This is a genomic window from Sphingomonas sp. G-3-2-10, from assembly GCF_012927115.1.
Taxonomy (GTDB): domain Bacteria; phylum Pseudomonadota; class Alphaproteobacteria; order Sphingomonadales; family Sphingomonadaceae; genus Sphingomonas.
The window spans coordinates 1598128-1617945 of record NZ_JABBFY010000001.1 but is presented as its reverse complement, the minus strand read 5'-3'; the positions used below and the strand labels follow the sequence as shown (position 1 = coordinate 1617945).

General features: G+C 66.3%; 18 protein-coding genes. 16 read left to right on the top strand and 2 right to left on the bottom strand.

Annotated elements, in window-relative coordinates:
• Positions 1 to 18: 18 nt before the first annotated feature.
• The 7 genes from HHL13_RS08035 (at position 19) to HHL13_RS08005 (ending at position 8230) form a co-directional block, all read left to right on the top strand.
• Positions 19 to 1167, top strand: coding sequence for a putative 2OG-Fe(II) oxygenase (locus HHL13_RS08035; protein WP_169555172.1), 1149 nt, complete (start codon positions 19 to 21; stop codon positions 1165 to 1167).
• Between the two features lie 50 nt (positions 1168 to 1217).
• Positions 1218 to 2060, top strand: a complete 843-nt coding sequence (gene fghA, locus HHL13_RS08030; protein WP_169555171.1) for an S-formylglutathione hydrolase — start codon at positions 1218 to 1220, stop codon at positions 2058 to 2060.
• Between the two features lie 69 nt (positions 2061 to 2129).
• Positions 2130 to 3014, top strand: a complete 885-nt coding sequence (locus HHL13_RS08025; RefSeq protein ID WP_169555170.1) for a LysR family transcriptional regulator — start codon at positions 2130 to 2132, stop codon at positions 3012 to 3014.
• Between the two features lie 70 nt (positions 3015 to 3084).
• A complete protein-coding gene (locus HHL13_RS08020) occupies positions 3085 to 3510 on the top strand; it encodes an NAD(P)H-dependent oxidoreductase subunit E (RefSeq protein WP_169555169.1) in 426 nt (141 codons plus the stop codon).
• Complete coding sequence (locus HHL13_RS08015) at positions 3507 to 4973, top strand: NADH-ubiquinone oxidoreductase-F iron-sulfur binding region domain-containing protein (RefSeq protein WP_169555168.1); 1467 nt, start codon at positions 3507 to 3509, stop codon at positions 4971 to 4973. The genes HHL13_RS08020 and HHL13_RS08015 overlap by 4 nt, the downstream gene beginning before the upstream one ends.
• A 153-nt stretch (positions 4974 to 5126) precedes the next feature.
• Entirely contained in the window at positions 5127 to 7973 is a 2847-nt protein-coding gene (gene fdhF, locus HHL13_RS08010; RefSeq protein WP_169555167.1) for a formate dehydrogenase subunit alpha, read from the top strand.
• Positions 7970 to 8230 carry a formate dehydrogenase subunit delta gene (locus HHL13_RS08005; RefSeq protein ID WP_346775513.1) on the top strand — a complete coding sequence of 87 codons (261 nt, stop codon included), beginning with the start codon at positions 7970 to 7972 and terminating at the stop codon, positions 8228 to 8230. Before fdhF ends, HHL13_RS08005 begins: the two co-directional genes overlap by 4 nt.
• Positions 8231 to 8389: 159 nt before the next feature.
• Here HHL13_RS08005 and HHL13_RS08000 read toward each other — a convergent pair whose 3' ends face one another.
• Positions 8390 to 9265 (bottom strand): LysR family transcriptional regulator, encoded by an 876-nt coding sequence (locus HHL13_RS08000; protein WP_169555166.1) that lies wholly within the window; start codon positions 9263 to 9265, stop codon positions 8390 to 8392.
• Positions 9266 to 9356: 91 nt separating this feature from the next.
• On the opposite strand from HHL13_RS08000, the gene HHL13_RS07995 reads away from it, so the two are divergent.
• The 9 genes from HHL13_RS07995 (at position 9357) to HHL13_RS07955 (ending at position 18596) form a co-directional block, all read left to right on the top strand.
• Positions 9357 to 10505: an isovaleryl-CoA dehydrogenase gene (locus tag HHL13_RS07995; RefSeq protein WP_169555165.1), complete on the top strand. Its 1149-nt coding sequence runs from the start codon at positions 9357 to 9359 to the stop codon at positions 10503 to 10505.
• Entirely contained in the window at positions 10502 to 12103 is a 1602-nt protein-coding gene (locus HHL13_RS07990; protein ID WP_169555164.1) for a carboxyl transferase domain-containing protein, read from the top strand. The genes HHL13_RS07995 and HHL13_RS07990 overlap by 4 nt, the downstream gene beginning before the upstream one ends.
• Entirely contained in the window at positions 12103 to 12594 is a 492-nt protein-coding gene (locus tag HHL13_RS07985) for a DUF559 domain-containing protein (protein ID WP_346775512.1), read from the top strand. Before HHL13_RS07990 ends, HHL13_RS07985 begins: the two co-directional genes overlap by 1 nt.
• Before the next feature lie 10 nt (positions 12595 to 12604).
• The gene (locus tag HHL13_RS07980; RefSeq protein WP_169555163.1) at positions 12605 to 13105 is read left to right on the top strand and encodes a nuclear transport factor 2 family protein; all 501 of its coding nucleotides are present in this window, start codon (positions 12605 to 12607) and stop codon (positions 13103 to 13105) included.
• On the top strand, positions 13102 to 13725 hold the full coding sequence (locus HHL13_RS07975) for a lysophospholipid acyltransferase family protein (protein ID WP_169555162.1): 624 nt from the start codon (positions 13102 to 13104) through the stop codon (positions 13723 to 13725). The genes HHL13_RS07980 and HHL13_RS07975 overlap by 4 nt, the downstream gene beginning before the upstream one ends.
• Positions 13722 to 14030 carry a DUF3088 family protein gene (locus tag HHL13_RS07970; protein WP_169555161.1) on the top strand — a complete coding sequence of 103 codons (309 nt, stop codon included), beginning with the start codon at positions 13722 to 13724 and terminating at the stop codon, positions 14028 to 14030. The genes HHL13_RS07975 and HHL13_RS07970 overlap by 4 nt, the downstream gene beginning before the upstream one ends.
• Positions 14027 to 15958 (top strand): acetyl/propionyl/methylcrotonyl-CoA carboxylase subunit alpha, encoded by a 1932-nt coding sequence (locus HHL13_RS07965; protein WP_169555160.1) that lies wholly within the window; start codon positions 14027 to 14029, stop codon positions 15956 to 15958. Before HHL13_RS07970 ends, HHL13_RS07965 begins: the two co-directional genes overlap by 4 nt.
• Before the next feature lie 273 nt (positions 15959 to 16231).
• Complete coding sequence (locus tag HHL13_RS07960; RefSeq protein ID WP_169555159.1) at positions 16232 to 18109, top strand: ABC-F family ATP-binding cassette domain-containing protein; 1878 nt, start codon at positions 16232 to 16234, stop codon at positions 18107 to 18109.
• Positions 18110 to 18275: 166 nt separating this feature from the next.
• Positions 18276 to 18596, top strand: a complete 321-nt coding sequence (locus HHL13_RS07955; protein WP_346775511.1) for a metalloregulator ArsR/SmtB family transcription factor — start codon at positions 18276 to 18278, stop codon at positions 18594 to 18596.
• A gap of 158 nt (positions 18597 to 18754) precedes the next feature.
• On the opposite strand, the gene HHL13_RS07950 is transcribed toward HHL13_RS07955, so the two are convergent.
• A complete protein-coding gene (locus tag HHL13_RS07950) occupies positions 18755 to 19789 on the bottom strand; it encodes a bifunctional aminoglycoside phosphotransferase/ATP-binding protein (protein WP_240953653.1) in 1035 nt (344 codons plus the stop codon).
• Positions 19790 to 19818 lie beyond the last annotated feature (29 nt).

Genomic DNA, 19818 nt, shown 5'->3' with positions numbered 1-19818 from the left:
TTTCGCTTCGATTCCGCGATGATCGAATTCGTGCCCGATCCCGGGCCTGCCCGGCTGCGACAGCGTATCGAACTGCTTGGCGAGAGCGTGCGGTGTTTCCCCGGCAATCTCAATTGCCATCGCGCCTTGTCGCGCGCCCTGCACGCGGCCGGCGACATGCAAGCGGCGATCGCGGCGGCGGACGCTGGCCTGTCGCGTTTTCCCGGCGATGCCGAACTCGGCGCGGTCCGCATCGGCGCGCTGCTCAAGACCGGGCAGGAAGCCGCTGCGCTTGCCGAAGCGCGCGCGCTGTTCGTCGCGGCCCCGAAAGATCGCGGTGCCGGGGAGGCTTTGCTGGACGCTTTGTCCGCAGCCGGGTTGGGACGCGAGCGCGCGGATGCTGCGGAGGCGATGCCGTGGCTGGCGGAGAATGCCCATTACCGGCTGGTGCTGGCCGCCGCCGAAGTCCGCCGGGGCGAGGCTTCGGCGGAAGCATTGCTCGCTTGCGCCGATGCGGTGCTTGCCGGATCGCCGGGCAATGCCGATGCGACCTATCACCGCGCGATCGCGCTGGCCCGGCTGTCGCGCGCCGAGGAGGCTCGCGAGGCGCTGGCGCTGGACCGGCATCTCGCAATCGGAGAGATCGAAGCGGACCTGCCGGCGCTTGCCCGGGAAATTCGCGCCAATCCGACGCTGACTGCGGACCCCGCGCTGAATTCGACCACGAACGGCCATCAGACGCTGCGGCTCCGCCAGCCGGGGGATGTGGCGCTGCCTGTGCTGTTCGAGCGGATCGAGGCAGCAGTCCGCGCCTATGCGGCCGAGCGTGCGGGGCAGGGCGACAGCTTCGCCGCAGCGATGCCGCGCCGCGCGCGCCTTCAGAATTGGGCGGTGATCACCGGCGCGGATGGCAGGCAGGGGCCGCATTTCCACGCCGATGGCTGGCTCAGCGGCGTCTTCTATGTCGAGGCGCCACGCGTCGAGGGGCGGTATCGCGGTGCGCTGCTGGTCGGGCCGGTCGGCGACATCGTGCCCGGCGATCCGCCCTGGGGGATTCGCGAGATCGAACCGGTGCCGGGCCGCCTCGTCCTGTTCCCGTCCTGGACTCCGCACGCCACCGAACCGCCCGGCGTCCCGGGGGATCGGATCGTCGTTGCCTTCGACGTGCTTCCGCTCGACGCCTCTTGAAGCCTCCGGCGATATCGCGCACCTCGCCCGCGAACCGCGCGGAGAACCCCATGACCATCGAGACGATCACCACCAACAAGGCTCATGGCGGCGTGCAGGGCGTGTATCGTCATGCTTCTTCCGCGACCGGCACCGACATGGTCTTCTCGGTCTTCATTCCCGATCATGAAGCGGGCGCGAAGCTGCCCGTCCTCTGGTATCTCTCGGGCCTGACCTGCACTCATGCCAACGTCACCGAAAAGGGCGAATTCCGGCAGGCATGCGCCGAACATGGCGTGATCTTCATCGCGCCCGACACCAGCCCGCGCGGCGAAGGCGTGCCCAATGACGAGGCCTATGACTTCGGGCAGGGCGCGGGCTTCTATGTCGACGCGACCGAAGCGCCCTGGGCGCAGCATTTCCAGATGCGCACCTATATCGAGACCGAACTTCCCGCGCTGATCGCCGCCGAATTCCCCGCCGCCGACATGACGCGCCAGTCGATTACCGGCCATTCGATGGGCGGTCATGGCGCGCTGACCACCGGGCTGCGCAATCCGGACCGGTTCAAGTCGGTCTCGGCCTTCTCGCCGATCGTGTCGCCGCTCAACTGCCCGTGGGGCGAGAAGGCGCTGACCGGCTATATCGGGGCGGACAAGGCGGCGTGGCGCGAATATGATTCCTGCGCGCTGATCGAGGACGGCGCGCGCGTCCCGGCGATCCTGGTCGATCAGGGCGATGCCGACAATTTCCTGGCCGAGCAGCTCAAGCCCGAACTGCTGGCGAAGGCCGTGGAGGACACAGGCATCGACCTGACGCTGCGGATGCAGCCGGGCTACGACCACAGCTATTATTTCATCTCGACCTTCCTGCCCGATCACATCGGCTGGCACGCGGCGCGGCTGAAGGGGTGAACTCATGCTTTCCCTCTCCCGTCGGGAGAGGAATGGTAGAAGACCGAATGTTGATATAGCCCCTGACCCATGCAGCTCCGCTTCCTCGAATATTTCGTCGCGCTGGCGCGCGAGAAGCATTTCGCCCGCGCGGCGGAGGCGTGCCATGTCACCCAGCCGACCTTGTCCGCGGGGATCGTCGCGCTCGAGGAATCGCTCGGCAAAAGGCTGGTGATCCGCGACCGGCGCTTCGTCGATCTGACGCCGGAGGGCCATGCGATGCTGGCCCATGCCCAGCGGCTGCTCGCCGATCACGAAGCGCTGCGCCAGTCGATCGACGCCCCTGCCGGGCCGTTGCGCGGCGAACTCCGGCTCGGTGCGATCCCGGCGGCGATGCCTTCGGTGGGACATCTGGTGACGGCGCTGCGACGGGCGCATCCGATGCTGACCATTGCGGTGCGCTCGCTCACATCGCGTGAGATCGAGCGCGCGCTGCTCGCCTATGAACTCGATGCGGGGCTGACCTATCTCGACAACGAACCGCTCGCGCAGGTGCGCAGCGTGCGGCTCTATGCCGAGCATTACCGCTTCGTCACTCGCGCCGATTCCGCGCTGGGGGCAGGGGGCGGGATCGACTGGAAGACGATCGCCGCCGCGCCGCTTTGCCTGCTGCATCAGGGGATGCAGAACCGCCGCATCCTCGACGCGCATATCGCCGCGCGCGGGCTGAAGCTGGCACCCGTGGCCACCGCCGATTCCTATGTCGCCTTGCTGTCGATGGTCGCGCATGGCGGGCTGTCGAGCATCGTCACCGATCGTCATGCCGAATTCATCGCGGGCGACGCCGATCTGCGGATCATGGAGATCGCCGATCCCGCGCCGCCCAATTTGATCGGCCTTGTCGCGATCGACCGCGAACCGCTTTCCCCGCTCGCCGACGCTGCCTTCCGGATCGCCGCCACGCTCGATCTTTGATAGATATTGTCTATCGAATATCGCTTCGTTCGATTTGACCTGGGCAATCAAAGCGTGAACCACGCTGGCCATGATCGGAGAGGGAAGTCTGGAAGCCATCGTCGCGGCGCATGCGGGTCGCGAAGGCCCGCTGCTGCCGATCCTGCATGACGTGCAGGCCGCCTATGGCCACATCTCCGACGAAGCCATCCGCGCCATCGCCGCCGCGCTGAACCTCAGCCGCGCCGAAGTCTCGGGCGTGGTCAGCTTCTACCACGATTTCCGTCGCAACCCCGATCCGCGCCCCGCGATCCGCCTGTGCCGCGCCGAAGCCTGCCAGTCGCGCGGCTCCGAACCGCTCGCCGCTCATGCCGAGCGTATCGCGGGGAACCGGGTGCGGGTGGAGAAGGTCTATTGCCTCGGCCTGTGCTCGGCCGGACCCAGCGCGATGATCGGCGACGACGTCTATGCCCGGTTGGACGAAACCGCGCTCTCCGAACTGATCGGTGCGCTGTGACGACCGTCCGCATCTCCGACGACGCGCTCGCCATCGCCTGCGGCGCCGAGCGCGTCGCCCGCCGCTTCGCCGAACTGGGCTGCGAGGTGATCCGCACCTCGAGCTGGGGGATGCACTGGCTCGAGCCGCTGGTGGAGATAGACGGGATCGGCTTCGGTCCCGTCACCCCCGCCGACGCCGAAGCGATCCTTGCGGGTAAGGCGGATGCGCTGAGCATCGGCCGCATCGCCGATCACCCCTTCATCGCAAGCCAAACCCGCCTGACTTTCGCCCGCGCCGGCATCACTCGGCCGCTCAGCCTCGAAGACTATGCCGAAACCGGCGGCTGGGCCGGCCTCGAAGCCGCACGTGCGCTGACCCCCGAAGCGATCGTCGAGCAGATGAAGGCTTCCGGCCTGCGTGGTCGCGGCGGGGCGGGGTTCCCGGCAGGGATCAAGTGGGACACGGTCCGCCTCGCGAAGGGCGAGCGCAAATACATCGTCTGCAATGCCGACGAAGGCGATAGTGGGACCTTCGCCGACCGGATGCTGATGGAAGGCGACCCCTTCTGCCTGATCGAAGGCATGGCGATTGCCGGCCTCGCGACCGGGGCAGGCAAGGGTTTCGTCTATATCCGCTCCGAATATCCCCATGCGGTAGCCAGGATGCGCGCCGCGGTGCGCCTGTCCGCGCCGTTGATCGCGCCGTTCGAGATCGAGATCCGCGTCGGGGCAGGGGCCTATGTCTGCGGCGAGGAAACTTCGCTGCTCAACTCGCTCGAAGGCAAGCGCGGCGAAGTCCGCGCCAAGCCGCCTTTGCCCGCGCATGAGGGGCTGTTCGGCTGCCCGACGGTCATCAACAATGTCCTGACGCTGGCCGCCGTGCCCTATGTCTTCGCGCATGGCGCGCAGGCTTATGCCGATTACGGCATGGGCCGGTCGCGCGGCACGATGCCGGTCCAGCTTGCGGGCAATATCCGTCATGGCGGCCTCTACGAAACGGCGTTCGGCATCACGCTGGGCGAACTGGTAGAAAAGATCGGCGGCGGCACTGCCAGCGGCCGCCCGGTCAAGGCGGTGCAGGTGGGCGGCCCGCTCGGCGCCTATTTCCCGCCGTCGCTGTTCGACACGCCGTTCGACTATGAAGCCTTCACTGCGGTCGACGGGCTGATCGGTCATGGCGGCGTCACCGTGTTCGACGACACTGCGGACATGGCCGCACAGGCCCGCTTCGCCTTCGAATTCTGCGCCGCCGAAAGCTGCGGCAAATGCACGCCCTGCCGCATCGGCGCGGTGCGCGGGTTCGAGACGATCGACAAGATCGTCGCGGGCGACCGCGCGCCTTCGAACCTCGCCCTCGTCGCCGACCTTTGCGAGACGATGAAATATGGCGCGCTCTGCGCCCTTGGCGGCTTCACTCCCTATCCGGTGATGAGCGCGATCACGCACTTCCCGGGCGATTTCGTGGAGAAGGTGGATGGTTGAGGCGCTCCTAATTCCTCCCCGGAACGGGGAGGGGGACCATCCGAATGATGGTGGAGGGGGCCCGCCCTCCACGAAATCGGTCGCTTGGGGCTGGGCCCACTCCACCACGCCGCTTCGCGTCGCGGTCCCCTTCCCCGTTCCGGGGAGGAATTGATGACCTACATCCCCCAACCCGATTTCGGCACGCCCGCCAGCCTCTCCGAAACGCAGGTCACCCTGACCATCGACGGCCGCGAGACGCAGGTCCCCGCCGGCACCACGGTGATGCGCGCTGCCGCCGAAATGGGGACTTCGATCCCCAAGCTCTGCGCCACCGACAGCCTCAAGCAGTTCGGCTCATGCCGCCTGTGCCTCGTCGAGATCGACGGCCGCCGCGGCACGCCCGCCAGCTGCACCACGCCGGTCGAACCCGGCATGGTCGTCCGCACCCAGACGCCGATGCTCCACAAGCTGCGCAAGGGCGTGATGGAGCTCTACATCTCCGATCACCCGCTCGATTGCCTTACCTGTAGCGCCAATGGCGATTGCGAGCTTCAGGATCAGGCGGGCGCGGTCGGCCTGCGCGACGTGCGTTACGGCAGCGAAGGCGCCAACCATCTCGGGCAGGCCAAGGATCAGTCCAACCCCTATTTCGACTTCGATCCCAGCAAATGCATCGTCTGCTCGCGCTGCGTCCGTGCCTGCGACGAAGTGCAGGGCACGCTGGCGCTCACCATCGACGGCATGGGTTTCGGCTCGAAGGTCTCGGCGGGCACCCCGGTGGACGACTTCCTCAGCTCCGAATGCGTCTCGTGCGGTGCCTGCGTTCAGGCTTGCCCCACCGCGACGCTGACCGAGAAGAAGGTGGTCGAGATCGGCACGCCCGATCGCAGCGTCGTCACCACCTGCGCCTATTGCGGCGTCGGCTGCACTTTCCGCGCCGAGATGCGCGGCGAGCAACTCGTCCGCATGGTCCCGTGGAAGGACGGCAAGGCCAATCGCGGGCATAGCTGCGTCAAGGGCCGCTTCGCCTGGGGCTATGCCAATCATCAGGAGCGCATCCTCAACCCGATGATCCGGGAGAGCATCGACAAGCCGTGGCGCGAAGTCTCATGGGAAGAAGCTTTCGCCCATGCCGCCTCCGAAATCCGCCGCATCCAGTCGAAATACGGCCAGCGCTCGGTCGGCGGCATCACCTCGTCGCGCTGCACCAACGAAGAGACGTTCCTTGTCCAGAAGCTGATCCGCGCCGGCTTCGGCAACAACAATGTCGATACCTGCGCCCGCGTCTGCCACTCGCCGACCGGTTACGGGCTGAAGACCACCTTCGGCACCTCGGCCGGCACGCAGGATTTCGACAGCGTGATGGATGCCGATGTGATGCTGGTGATCGGCGCCAACCCGACCGACGGCCACCCCGTTTTCGCCAGCCGCATGAAGAAGCGGCTGCGGCAGGGCGCGAAGCTGATCGTCATCGATCCGCGCCGCATCGACCTGGTCCGCTCGCCGCATATCGAGGCCGAGCATCATTTGCCGCTGCGCCCCGGCACCAATGTCGCGGTGCTGACCGCGATGGCGCATGTCATCGTCACCGAGGGGCTGGCCGACGAAGCGTTCATCCGCGAACGCTGCGACTGGGACGAGTATCAGCATTGGGCCGAGTTTGTCGGCAATGCGCGGAACTCGCCCGAGGCACTTGCACCCGTCACCACCGTCGATCCGGCCGAGCTTCGCGCCGCCGCGCGCCTCTACGCGACGGGCGGGAACGCTGCCATCTACTACGGCCTGGGCGTCACCGAACATTCGCAAGGCTCGTCCACCGTGATGGCGATCGCCAATCTCGCGATGGCGACCGGCAATATCGGCCGCCCCGGCGTCGGCGTGAACCCGCTGCGCGGCCAGAACAATGTGCAGGGCGCGTGCGACATGGGCAGCTTCCCGCACGAACTGTCGGGCTATCGCCATATCTCGGACGGCGACGCACGGGCGCTGTTCGAAGCCGATTGGGGCGTGAGCCTCGACAGCGAGCCGGGCCTGCGCATCCCCAACATGCTCGACGCCGCGGTCGATGGCAGCTTCAAGGCGCTGTACGTGCAGGGCGAAGACATCCTCCAGTCCGACCCCAACACCCGCCATGTCAGCGCCGGCCTCGCCGCGATGGAATGCGTGATCGTCCACGATCTCTTCCTCAACGAGACCGCCAACTACGCGCATATCTTCCTGCCCGGATCGACCTTCCTCGAAAAGGACGGGACCTTCACCAATGCCGAGCGCCGCATCCAGCCGGTGCGCAAGGTAATGACGCCGCTCAACGGCCTGGCCGACTGGGAAGTGACGCAGGGCCTCGCCAACGCGCTCGGCCTCGGCTGGGATTACACCCATCCGTCGCAGATCATGGACGAGATCGCCCGCCTCACGCCGACCTTCGCGGGGGTCAGCTTCGACCGTCTGGACGCGGCGGGATCGCTGCAATGGCCGGTCAACGATGCCGCGCCGGACGGATCTCCGGTGATGCACATCGACGGCTTCGTGCGGGGCAAGGGCAAGTTCGTCGTGACCGACTATATCCCGACCGACGAGAAGACCGGCCCGCGCTTCCCGCTGCTGCTCACCACCGGGCGCATCCTCAGCCACTACAATGTCGGGGCGCAGACGCGGCGGACCGAGAATGTCGCCTGGCACCCCGAGGATCTGCTGGAGATCCACCCGGTTGATGCCGAGGATCGCGGGCTGAAGGATGGCGACTGGTCGCGCCTCGCGTCGCGAGCGGGCGAGACGACGCTGCGGGTGAAGGTCACCGATCGCGTCGCGCCGGGCGTGGTCTACACCACCTTCCACCACCCCGCGACGCAGGCCAACGTCATCACCACCGACTATTCGGACTGGGCCACCAATTGCCCCGAGTACAAGGTGACGGCAGTGCAGGTCGCGGCCTCGAACGGCCCCAGCGACTGGCAGGAAGGCTATCAGGCGCTGTCCGAACGCAGCCGCCGGATCGCCCCGGTGGAGCCTGCGGAATGAGGCAGCAGGATCATCTGATCCACATGGCGAACCAGATCGCGCGCAACTTCGCGGTGATGGGCGATGTCGACGCGGCGACCGCGACCGCGGATCACATCGCGACCTTCTGGGACCCGCGCATGAAGGCCGGTATCCTGACGCAAGGCGAGGGACTGTCCCCGATCGCCGCCGCCGCGATCGCAATTCTCCATGCCGATGCTCACCCGCCGCACCAGACCCATGCGACCGAGGAAACCGGCGGCAGCGACGCGGGCTAGGGGGCCTTCTCCTTCTTGGCACTCTCCCGCTTGCGGGAGGGGGTTGGGTGAGGGTCTTCTTCTGTTTCGCCCGGATCGAGGAAGAAGACCCTCACCGCTGCGACTAGGTTCGCTTCGCGCTCTAAGTCTCGCTGCCTCTCCCGCGAAAGCCGGAGAGGATCAGTTGTCCGCCAACCCCGGCACCACCGCTCGCAACGTCGCCAGCGCGGCCGTCTCCACCCCCGCATCGAAATGCGGTCCGAACACCACGCCGATATTCCGCACATGATCGAACCCGGCCATTTTCGGCCGCGCCACGCCGCTGCTCGCAAATCCGTCGGGCATCACCGTCACGCCGAGCCCGGCCTTCACCATCGCCAGCGCCCGCTCGTCGCTGGTCGTTCGCGCGGTGAAGAACGGGCGCACGCCGCGGCTGGTGAAGTGGCGGCTGGTTTCCGCCAGCACTTCGCAATGCCGCCGCACGATCATCACATTGTCGGCCAGCGCATCGCCCTCGACTTCGCGCTCATGCGCCAGCGGATGATGCGCGGGCACGGCGAGCGAATAGCCTTCGGTCAGCAAAATCTCGCTCTCCAGCCGCGTATCGCTGCGCACCAATGTCAGCGCCATGTCGATCCGCCCGCGCCTTAGCCGTTCGAGCAGTTCGCCTTCGCGCCCCTCCGAAACTTCCACCCGCTCCTCTCGCAAATGCGCCGCGAAGCGCGTGGCCAGCCGGAACACCCAGTCGGCGGGAATGGTCGAGAGGATCCCCAACCGCACCGTCGCCCGCGCCGCCCCATCGCCGCCCAGCGACCGCTCCGCCGCTGCGAACTCGCTCTCGATCCGCCGCGCATGGCCCGCGAATTGTACGCCCGCTTCGGTCAGTTCGACGCGACGGTTAGTCCGCAGGAACAAGGTCCGCCCCAGTTCGCGTTCCAGCTTCGCGATGCCCACCGACAGCGTCGGCTGAGAGACATTGCATTGTGCCGCGGCACGCGAGAAGTTGCCGCTGTCCATCACGGCGAGAAAGTAGCGGAGCAGATAGCGGTCGATCATAGGTGCTATCTATGATGTTCCGCCAATACCTTCAATTTTTCTTGCATCACCGCGTCTGCTAGACCGCGCCAACGAATTTGGAGAGGCTGAAATGGAACTGGATTTCGGGCTGGGTGAGAATGCGGAGATGATCCGCGACACCACGGCGCGCTTCGCGAAGGAGCAGATCGAACCGCTCGCCGCGAAGATCGACGCCGATGACTGGTTCCCGCGCGAGCTGTGGCCGGCGATGGGCGAACTCGGCCTGCACGGCATCACCGTGGACGAGCAATGGGGCGGCCTGGGCCTTGGCTATCTCGAACATGTCATCGCCTGCGAGGAAGTGTCCCGCGCCTCGGCGTCGATCGGCCTCAGCTATGGCGCGCACTCCAACCTGTGCGTCAACCAGATCAGCCGCTGGGCGAATGAGGAGCAGAAGGCAAAGTACCTCCCCAAGCTCGTCTCGGGCGAGCATGTCGGCAGCCTTGCGATGTCGGAAAGCGGGGCGGGCAGCGACGTCGTCTCGATGAAGCTCCAGGCGCGCAAGACCGATCGCGGTTACGTGCTTAATGGCACCAAGTTCTGGATCACCAACGCGGCCTTTGCCGACACGCTGGTCGTGTACGCGAAGACGGGCGAAGGCTCGCGCGGCATCACCACCTTCATCATCGAAAAGGACATGCCCGGCTTCTCGATCGGCCAGAAGATCGAGAAGATGGGGATGCGCGGTTCGCCGACCGCAGAACTCGTGTTCGACGATTGCGAAGTGCCCGAGGAAAACGTGATGGGCCCGCTCAACGGCGGCGTCGGCGTGCTGATGAGCGGCCTCGATTACGAGCGCACCGTGCTCGCCGGCATCCAGCTCGGCATCATGCAGGCGTGCCTCGACGTGGTGATCCCCTATATCCGCGATCGCAAGCAGTTCGGGGTGCCGATCGGCAGCTTCCAGCTGATGCAGGCAAAGGTCGCCGACATGTATGTCGCGCTCAATTCGGCTCGCGCTTACGTCTATACCGTCGCCAAGAATTGCGACGCGGGCCGCACCACGCGCTTCGACGCAGCGGGCGCGATCCTGCTGGCCAGCGAGAATGCGGTGAAGGTTTCGCTGGAAGCCATTCAGGCGCTGGGCGGGGCAGGCTATACCAAGGACTGGCCGGTCGAACGCTATATGCGCGACGCCAAGCTGCTCGACATCGGCGCAGGGACGAACGAGATTCGCCGCATGCTGATCGGCCGCGAGCTGATCGGAGCGGCTTCGTGAGCGGTCCCATCCTCACCACCGCGCTCTCCCCCGATAGCGACACCTTCAAGGCCAATGCCGCGCACAACCGCGCGCTTGCCGAAAAGCTCCGCGCCGACGTCGCCCAGTCCGCGCTGGGCGGCAACGAAAAGTCGCGCGAGCGCCATACCTCGCGCGGCAAGCTGCTCCCGCGCGACCGCGTCGAACGGCTGCTCGATCCCGGCTCGCCCTTCCTCGAAATCGGCCAGCTCGCCGCCAACGACCTTTACGACGGCGAAGTCCCCGGCGCGGGCGTGATCGCCGGCGTCGGCCGCGTCTCGGGCCGCACCGTCATGATCGTGTGCAACGACGCCACGGTGAAGGGCGGCACCTATTATCCGATGACGGTGAAGAAGCATCTCCGCGCGCAGGAGATCGCCGAGGCCAACCGGCTGCCGTGCATCTATCTGGTCGACAGTGGCGGCGCGAACCTGCCGCATCAGGCCGAGGTGTTCCCGGACCGCGACCATTTCGGCCGCATCTTCTTCAATCAGGCCAATATGTCGGCGCAGGGCATTCCCCAGATCGCCTGCGTCATGGGCAGCTGCACCGCGGGCGGGGCGTACGTCCCCGCGATGAGCGACGAGAGCGTGATCGTCCGCAATCAGGGCACGATCTTCCTCGCCGGCCCGCCGCTGGTGAAGGCCGCGACCGGCGAAGTGATCACCGCCGAGGATCTCGGCGGCGGCGATCTGCATGGGCGCAAGTCCGGCGTGGTCGATCATGTCGCCGAGAATGACGAACATGCGCTGTCGATCGTCCGCGATATCGTCGCGACGCTCCAGCCGGATCGTCAGGCCGACGTGAACATCCGCGAGCCGCGCCCGCCGCGCTTCGATCCCGAGGAACTGTACGGCATTCTGCCGCAGGACGTCCGCGCACCATACGACGTGCACGAAGTCATTGCCCGGCTGGTCGACGGCAGCGAGTTCCACGAGTTCAAGGCGCTGTACGGCACGTCGCTCGTCTGCGGCTTCGCCCATATCTGGGGGATGCCGGTCGCGATCCTCGCCAATAACGGCGTGCTGTTCAGCGAAAGCGCCGTGAAGGGCGCGCACTTCATCGAACTGGCCTGCCAGCGGAAGGTCCCGTTGCTGTTTCTTCAGAACATTTCGGGCTTCATGGTCGGGGGCAAGTACGAGGCGGAGGGCATCGCCAAGCATGGCGCGAAGCTCGTCACCGCCGTCGCCACCGCCAGCGTGCCCAAGATCACCGTGCTGATCGGCGGCAGCTTCGGCGCGGGCAATTACGGCATGTGCGGCCGCGCTTATTCCCCGCGCTTCCTGTTCAGCTGGCCCAACAGCCGCATCTCGGTGATGGGCGGCGAACAGGCCGCGAGCGTGCTGGCGACGGTTCACCGCGACGCGGACAAATGGACGCCCGAGGAAGCCGAAGCCTTCAAGACCCCGATCCGCGCCAGCTACGAAGCCGAAGGCAATCCGTGGCACGCGACGGCCCGCCTGTGGGACGACGGCATCATCGACCCGGCGCAGACCCGCGATGTGCTGGGGTTAGCCTTCGCCGCGACGCTCAACGCCCCGATCCCGGACCGCCCGCAGTTCGGCGTGTTCCGGATGTGATGGGGGAGGGTGTCCCTGAAATTCCTCCCCGGAACGGGGAGGGGGACCGTCCGAAGGACGGTGGAGGGGGCCCACGCCAGCCCAGGGTCCTGCGCGCGCCTATTAAACACGTGAAGCAGGCCCGCGCGGACCGGAAGGCCATGTCCTTTTCCGAAGTCCGGCTCTGGCAGGCGCTTCGTAAGGGGCCGGGTGGGTTTCGGTTCCGGCGCCAGAATCCGCAGCGCGGATATCGGCTCGACTTCGCATGTCTCGAAACCCGGCTTGCCATCGAAGTGGATGGGGAAGCGCACGGCCGTGGCGATCGACCGGAGCGCGATGCAGCGCGTGACCGGCACATTGCGGAACTGGGTTTTGATACGCTTCGCATTCCCGCGCGCGACGTTCTCGGAAATCTTGATACTGTGATCACGGGCATCGTTGCGGCTTGCCGTGAGCGGGGCCCCTCCACCGTCCTTCGGACGGTCCCCCTCCCCGTTCCGGGGAGGAATTGAAGGACCAATGATGCGCCATCTCCTCCTCGCCGCCACCGCCGCCCTTCTCCTCCCCGGCGCGGCCTTCGCCCAGTCCGGTCCCGTCACGCCGATCGCCAAACTCCCCCCGGCCAACCCGCTTCCCTATGAAGACCCCGACGCCACCGCCGTCCTCGCCCCGATCAACGCGCTCTTCGCTGCGTTCGAAGCCGGCGACGGCGCGGCCGTGCTGCGCCACGTCTATCCCGATGGCCGCGTCACGATGGCCGAGGAGGGCAAGGTCCGCCACGGCAACTGGAGCGAGTTCGCCAGCGGCCTCAAGCCCGGCGACGGCTTCAAGGAGCGCATCACCCATCCCGCGATCGAGATCGACGGCAATGTCGCGATGGTCTGGGCGCCCTTCACCGTCTGGGTGAACGGCAAGCTCAACAATTGCGGCTACGACCATTTCGACCTGATCCGCGAAAACGGCACGTGGAAGGTGCTCAACCTCACTTTCTCGTCGCGCACCACCGGCTGCGAGGCGCAGTGAACCAAGGCGACCGCCTCGATCCCCCACCGGCCTTGCTGTCGCGGATCGTGCGGCGGTTGCTGCTGTGGTTCTACCGCACTCGCGGGTGGAAGGCGGAGGGTACGCCGCCGGCCGACCGGCGCTGCGTCATCCTCGCTGCGCCGCACACGTCGAACTGGGATTTCGTCAATGTGCTGGGCCTCACCAACGCGCTTGGCATCAAGGCGCATTTCATGGGCAAGGCCAGCCTGTTCAAATGGCCGATGCGGCGCTTCATGCTCGATATGGGCGGGGTGCCGATCGACCGTTCGGCGTCGCGCAACTATGTCGATGCGATCGTCGCCGAATTCGCCGCGCGCAAGGAATTCATGCTGATCATCGCCGCCGAGGGCACCCGCAGCGCGGTCACCCAGTGGCGCACCGGCTTCTATCATATCGCGATGGGGGCAGGGGTGCCGCTGGTGCTCGGCTATGTCGACTATGCCCGAAAGGTCGGTGGTCTCGGCCCTGCGATCATGCCGACCGGCGATTACGAAGCGGATATGCGCCAGATCGTCGATTTCTACCGCGACAAGACCGCGCGCCACCCCGAACGCACCGCGCACGACCTCGACACGATCATCGGAACCAACCGCAAATGACTCGCGACCGCCTCTACATCCTCGAACCCGAATTCGCCGACGCCGCGCTCCCCGGCCGCGCCTTCTATTGCAAGGATTGCGTCACGGTGGAGGGGCTGCTCGCGACCTTGCCGGATCGCGCCGCCAATCTCGACGTGATCCGCGTCGCCTATCCCCGCCCGCGCGCCGAAGTCGTCGCAGCGATCGGCGAGGAAAACCAGAATCTCCCCGCGCTCGTCTTCCACGACGGCGGCTTCGTCAACGAGATCGAAGCCCTGCTCGCCGCCCTCCACACCCGCCACGGTTTCCCGGAACGCCATCCATGATCAAATCCCTCCTAATCGCCAATCGCGGCGAGATCGCCTGCCGCATCATCCGCACCGCGCGCGAGATGGGCATCCGCACTGTCGCGGTCTATTCGGACGCCGATGCGAAGGCGCTGCACGTCCGCGAGGCCGACGAAGCGATCCATATCGGCCCATCGCCTGCGCGTGAATCGTACCTGATCGGTGAAAAGATCATCGCCGCCGCGAAACAGTCCGGCGCCGAGGCGATCCATCCCGGCTATGGCTTCCTCTCCGAAAACGCCGGCTTCGCGCAGGCGGTGAAGGATGCCGGCCTCGTCTGGGTCGGCCCCAATCCCGACAGCATCACCGCGATGGGCCTGAAGGATGCCGCCAAGGAACGGATGATCGCCGCGGGCGTCCCCGTCACGCCGGGCTATCTCGGCGAGGACCAGTCGGCCGAGCGCCTCCAGGCCGAGGCCGACGCCATCGGTTACCCGGTGCTGATCAAGGCCGTCGCGGGCGGGGGCGGGAAGGGGATGCGTCGCGTCGATGCCGCCGCCGACTTCGCCGACGCGCTCGCCAGCTGCAAGCGCGAAGCCGCTTCGTCGTTCGGCGACGATCGCGTGCTGATCGAGAAATACATCCTCAGTCCGCGCCATATCGAAGTGCAGGTGTTCGGCGACAGCCACGGCAATGTCGTCCATCTGTTCGAACGCGACTGCTCGCTCCAGCGCCGCCACCAGAAAGTGATCGAGGAAGCCCCCGCGCCGGGCATGGACCCGGAGACTCGCGAGGCGATCTGCGCCGCCGCCGTCCGCGCCGCCAAGGCCGTCGACTATGTCGGCGCCGGTACCATCGAATTCATCGCCGACGCCAGCGAAGGCCTGCGCGCCGACCGCATCTGGTTCATGGAAATGAACACGCGGCTTCAGGTCGAGCATCCGGTGACCGAGGAGATCACCGGGCAGGATCTGGTCGAATGGCAGTTGCGCGTGGCGAGCGGGGAGCCGCTGCCGCTGAAGCAAGAGGCGTTGGAGATTAACGGCTGGGCCGTCGAGGCGCGTCTCTACGCCGAAGATCCGGAAAAGGGCTTTCTGCCCAGTACCGGCAAGATTGAACTGATGACGATCGGTCGTTTTTCGCGTTTCGAGACCGGTGATGAACTTCGCATCGATACCGGTATCGAGGCTCGCGATACCGTTCAGCCCTATTATGATCCGATGATTGCGAAGGTGATCGCATGGGGCGAGGATCGCAACGCAGCGATCGACGAGCTGGTAGATGCGATGGCCGACACGCTGGTTTGGCCGGTGAAGACGAATACGCCGTTTGTTGTCGCCGCGCTCGATCATGAAGCGTTTCGGGCAGGAGACCTTAGCACGGGGTTCATCGAGCAATATGCCGACGATCTTGCCATCCCGGACGCTCCGGACCCCGACTTGCTCAGGGCAGCGGCGCGAAAGCTGCGGGATGAGGCAAGCCTGTTTTCTGTGCATCGCAATGCGGGGACGGTCGGTGCATGGACCATTCCGAGCGGATTCCGCCTCAACGCTCCACCGTCGACCGTCATGGCGCTATCGGCGGAGGGAAGGCGCTATGAAGTTTCCCTGCCGCTCCTGCCCGATGCCGCCGAACCCTATATCGAGATGCTGCATGTCGATGATGCGGTCTATGCCGTAGAGAACGGAAAGACGTGGAAGATCACCACGTACCGTGCTGCTGCCGGCGGACATGCTTCGGCCGGCGACGGCGCGCTGCTCGCCCCGATGCCCGGCCGCGTCACCTCGGTCGATGTCGCGGCGGGGGATACGGTGACCAAGGGCCAGCGCCTGCTCACGCTCGAAGCGATGAAGATGGAGCATGGCATGAGCGCCCCGTTCGACGGCGTGGTCGCCGAACTCAACGCCGAAGCCGGCGCGCAGGTCACCGAAGGCACGGTGCTGGTGCGTGTGGAAGCGGCGGAATAACGCTCTTCTCTTGGCCCTCTCCCGCTTGCGGGTGCATCGGGTCGGTCATGCCCCCGGCATGACCTGAACAGCGCGGGGTGCTGTTCACCCGATGCAGGTCGGGTGAGGGTCTTCTTCTTCTGCCCGGTCCGGACGCGACAAGAAGACCCTCACCGCTGCGGCCAGGCCCGCGTGAAGTACGCGGACCAAGCCTCGCTGCCTTTCCCGCGAATGCGGGAGCGGGGAAACGCAATGATTGCGGGAATCACCCCAAAGCCGTAAGCGCGCCGCATCATGCTCAACCTGAACGACATCACCGTCCGCCTCGGCGGCAGGACCATCCTTGACGGCGCCAGCGCGTCGCTGCCCACGAAGAGCCGCGTCGGCCTGATCGGGCGCAACGGCGCGGGCAAGACCACGTTGGTCAAGGTGATCGCCGATCAGCTCGATCCGGACACCGGCGCGGCCGAAATGCCGCGCGGCCGCCGCATCGGCTATATCGCGCAGGAAGCGCCGGGCGGCGACGCCACTCCGTTCGAAACCGTGCTCGCCGCCGACCTCGAACGCGCCGCGCTGCTGGAGGAGAGTGAGACCAGTCACGATCCCGACCGGCTCGGCGAGATCCACGAACGCCTCAACGCGATCGACGCCCACGCCGCGCCGTCTCGCGCCTCGCGCATTCTTGTCGGCCTCGGCTTCGACGAAGAGGCCCAGCACCGCCCGCTAGAAAGCTTTTCCGGCGGCTGGCGCATGCGCGTCGCGCTGGCCTCGCTGCTCTTCTCCCAGCCCGATCTTCTCCTGCTCGACGAACCATCGAACCATCTCGATCTCGAAGCGGTGCTGTGGCTCGAGGACTTCCTGAAATCCTATCCCGCGACCATCCTGATCGTCAGCCACGAGCGCGATTTCCTCAACAATGTGGTGGATCACATCCTCCACCTCGAGCGCGGCAAGCTGACGCTCTATCCGGGCGGCTACGACGCGTTCGAACGCCAGCGCGCCGAGCGTCAGGCGCAGATCGCGTCCGCGCGTGCGAAGCAGCAGGCCGAACGCGAGAAGCTGCAGGATTACGTCGCCCGCAACTCTGCCCGCGCCTCAACCGCGAAGCAGGCGCAGTCGCGCGCCAAGGCACTGGCCAAGATGCAGCCGATCGCCGAACTGCTCGACGATCCCTCGCTCAGCTTCGATTTCCCCAATCCGGACGAACTGCGCCCGCCGCTGATCACGCTCGACATGGCCTCGGTCGGCTACAGCGCCACACCGATCCTTCAGCGCCTAAACCTGCGTCTCGATCCCGACGATCGCATCGCGCTGCTCGGCCGCAACGGCAACGGCAAGACCACGCTCGCCCGCCTGCTCGCCGCCCAGCTCAAGCCGATGGAAGGCGATATGAACGCCACCGGCAAGATGAAGGTGGGCTATTTCACCCAGTATCAGGTCGAGGAGCTCGACCGCGACGATACGCCGCTCGATCACATGACCCGCCTGATGAAGGGCGCCAGCCAGTCGGCGGTCCGCGCCCAGCTCGGCCGCTTCGGCTTCCAGGCGGCCAAGGCCACGACCAAGGTCGGCAAGCTTTCGGGCGGCGAGCGCGCGCGTCTCGCGCTGGCGCTCATCACCCGCGATGCGCCGCACCTGCTGATCCTCGACGAACCGACCAACCACCTCGACGTCGACGCGCGCGAAGCGCTGATCCAGGCGCTCAACCAATATTCGGGCGCAGTCGTGATCGTCAGCCACGATCGCCACATGCTTGAGATGACCGCCGATCGCCTCGTGCTGGTCGACAGCGGCACCGCGAAGGAATTCGATGGGTCGATCGACGACTATATCGGCTTCGTTCTCAGCAAGGAAAGCGGATCGGAAGGAAAGGGCGGCGGCGGCGCCAAGGTCAGCAAGAAGGACGCCCGCCGCGCCGCTGCCGAAGCGCGCGAGAAGGGCAATGCACTGCGCAAGGCGGCCAAGGAAGCCGAAACCCAGCTCGCGAAGCTCAACGAACAGCGCAGCGCGCTTGAGCGGGCGATGTTCGATCCCGCTTCGGCCGATCCGTCACTGACGAAACTTTCGATGAGCGATCTGATGAAGCGCCGCGGCGAATTGGGCACGAAAATCGAGGCCGCCGAGCTTGTCTGGATGGAAGCGAGCGAGGCGCTGGAGGCGTTGGCAGCGTAACGATCTGCCTTTCTAAACAGATGTTTAGATGGTGTATTCGTGTAAAACTATAGGCTTACCGGGCGTTGCTGAGAGGCTTTGAGTCTGCACGTTTGCGCAATATTTCCGTGAAATTTCCGTGAGATAGCAGTTGCATAGGCTGGCCGCAGGCTCTAGCAGGGCGCCCGTGAAGTACGAGTTGATTGAAGCCGCCGACCGCGCCTCTGTGTTTCTAAAGGCACTGTCCGGCCGTAGCCGCCTGTTGTTGCTTTGCCACTTGTGGGAAGGCGAGAAGTCCGTCGGGGAACTGGCCCGGCTGACCAATTCTCGCGATACCGCAGTCTCGCAGCAGCTTGCCCTTCTCCGTCGACAGGGCATGGTCACCGCACGCCGTTCGGGCCAGACGATCTTCTATTCGCTGACCAGCGACGAAGTCGTCCAGATCCTCGAAGCATTGCAGGGCATGTTCGGCGGCGCCGAAGCCGAGCGCGAAGTCGAACCCGCCTGATTTGACGCACCTGCGCTGAGCGGGTCTGCAATCCTCCCCCGGAGGGGGAGGGGGACCAGCGAAGCTGGTGGAGGGGGCTTGCCGCGAGCGAAATCGCTTGCGGCTTACCCACTCCGTCACCCTTCGGGCGCCACCTCCCCCTCCGGGGAGGATTTTCCCTAACGCCGCGTCCGGTCAATCACCGCGCGAGCGGCGGCGATCACAGTTTCGGGCGGGCGGTTCACGCGCATCCGGTGCCAGCCATACAGCTCGCCTACCGAACGCCGCGATTGCTCGCGCACCACTTCGGCGCCGGCGTCGGAGGCATCGCCTGACCGGGCGTTGACTCGCGCGATCCGGTCGCGCTCGGGCGCTTCCAGCCACAGCCCGGTGAACGGCACCCGCGCGCGATCGGCCAGCATCTCCACCACATCGCGCTCGCTGCGGCGCATGAACACTGCGTCGATGATCACGCTGGTGCCGCACGACAGATGGTCGTCGGCCGATTCGAACAGCGCTTCCCACGTCTCGGCATCGCTCTGCGCGGTATAGTGCGACGGGGGCAGCCGCGCCTCGGGGGGCAGGCCCATGATCCGCTTGCGGAACACGTCGCTGCGCAGCACCCGCGCGCCCGGCGCACGGCCCATCAGCCCGCCCAGCGCGCGCGCCAGCGTGCTCTTGCCGGTGCCCGAAAGCCCGCCGATCGCCAGCAGCCGGGGCGGAGAGTCGGCCAGCAAATCCACGTCATTGGCGCGGATCGACAGGAACAGCGGCAGCAGCGCCCATCCGCGCGCGCCCTGCGGCAGCACGTCGACATAGCGATTGGCCACGACGTTCGCTGCCTGGCCCAGCCCCCGGCACCACAGATCCTCGAGCAGATTGGCGAGATCGAAGAGGATATCGATTCCCACGTCCTGCGATCCGAACGGCTCCGGACCTGCTTCGGTCAGCGCGATATGATCCAGGCGCAACGCGCCATGTCCGCGCCGGAACCGCCCCGCCGCCGCACGCTCGTTCAGATGCTCGCCATATCGCGCCAGCTCCGCGCGCTGCATCGGCAGGGTCGCGCGGATCGCCCCCGCACCACCGCCCGGCAGCACCGCCGCGGCGGCATGCAGCGCCGAAACCCGGTCCGCCAGCCGCATCAGCAGCGCATGATCCAGATCCCGCCGCTCGGCGACTTCGCTCATCAACATGTCGGGCGGGACACTCATATTCCCGCCCTTAGCACTTCGTGCAGCAA

Excerpts from the sequence above, each read along its gene's own strand:
- HHL13_RS07995 (WP_169555165.1), top strand. The coding sequence starts at position 9,357 with ATGGAACTGGATTTCGGGCTGGGTGAGAATGCGGAGATGATCCGCGAC.
- HHL13_RS08020 (WP_169555169.1), top strand. The coding sequence starts at position 3,085 with ATGATCGGAGAGGGAAGTCTGGAAGCCATCGTCGCGGCGCATGCGGGT.
- HHL13_RS07960 (WP_169555159.1), top strand. The coding sequence starts at position 16,232 with ATGCTCAACCTGAACGACATCACCGTCCGCCTCGGCGGCAGGACCATC.
- HHL13_RS07985 (WP_346775512.1), top strand. The coding sequence starts at position 12,103 with ATGGGGGAGGGTGTCCCTGAAATTCCTCCCCGGAACGGGGAGGGGGAC.
- HHL13_RS08035 (WP_169555172.1), top strand. The coding sequence starts at position 19 with ATGATCGAATTCGTGCCCGATCCCGGGCCTGCCCGGCTGCGACAGCGT.
- fghA (WP_169555171.1), top strand. The coding sequence starts at position 1,218 with ATGACCATCGAGACGATCACCACCAACAAGGCTCATGGCGGCGTGCAG.
- HHL13_RS07980 (WP_169555163.1), top strand. The coding sequence starts at position 12,605 with ATGCGCCATCTCCTCCTCGCCGCCACCGCCGCCCTTCTCCTCCCCGGC.
- HHL13_RS08005 (WP_346775513.1), top strand. The coding sequence starts at position 7,970 with ATGAGGCAGCAGGATCATCTGATCCACATGGCGAACCAGATCGCGCGC.
- HHL13_RS08000 (WP_169555166.1), bottom strand. The coding sequence starts at position 9,265 with ATGATCGACCGCTATCTGCTCCGCTACTTTCTCGCCGTGATGGACAGC.
- HHL13_RS07965 (WP_169555160.1), top strand. The coding sequence starts at position 14,027 with ATGATCAAATCCCTCCTAATCGCCAATCGCGGCGAGATCGCCTGCCGC.
- fdhF (WP_169555167.1), top strand. The coding sequence starts at position 5,127 with ATGACCTACATCCCCCAACCCGATTTCGGCACGCCCGCCAGCCTCTCC.
- HHL13_RS07970 (WP_169555161.1), top strand. The coding sequence starts at position 13,722 with ATGACTCGCGACCGCCTCTACATCCTCGAACCCGAATTCGCCGACGCC.
- HHL13_RS07950 (WP_240953653.1), bottom strand. The coding sequence starts at position 19,789 with ATGAGTGTCCCGCCCGACATGTTGATGAGCGAAGTCGCCGAGCGGCGG.
- HHL13_RS08025 (WP_169555170.1), top strand. The coding sequence starts at position 2,130 with ATGCAGCTCCGCTTCCTCGAATATTTCGTCGCGCTGGCGCGCGAGAAG.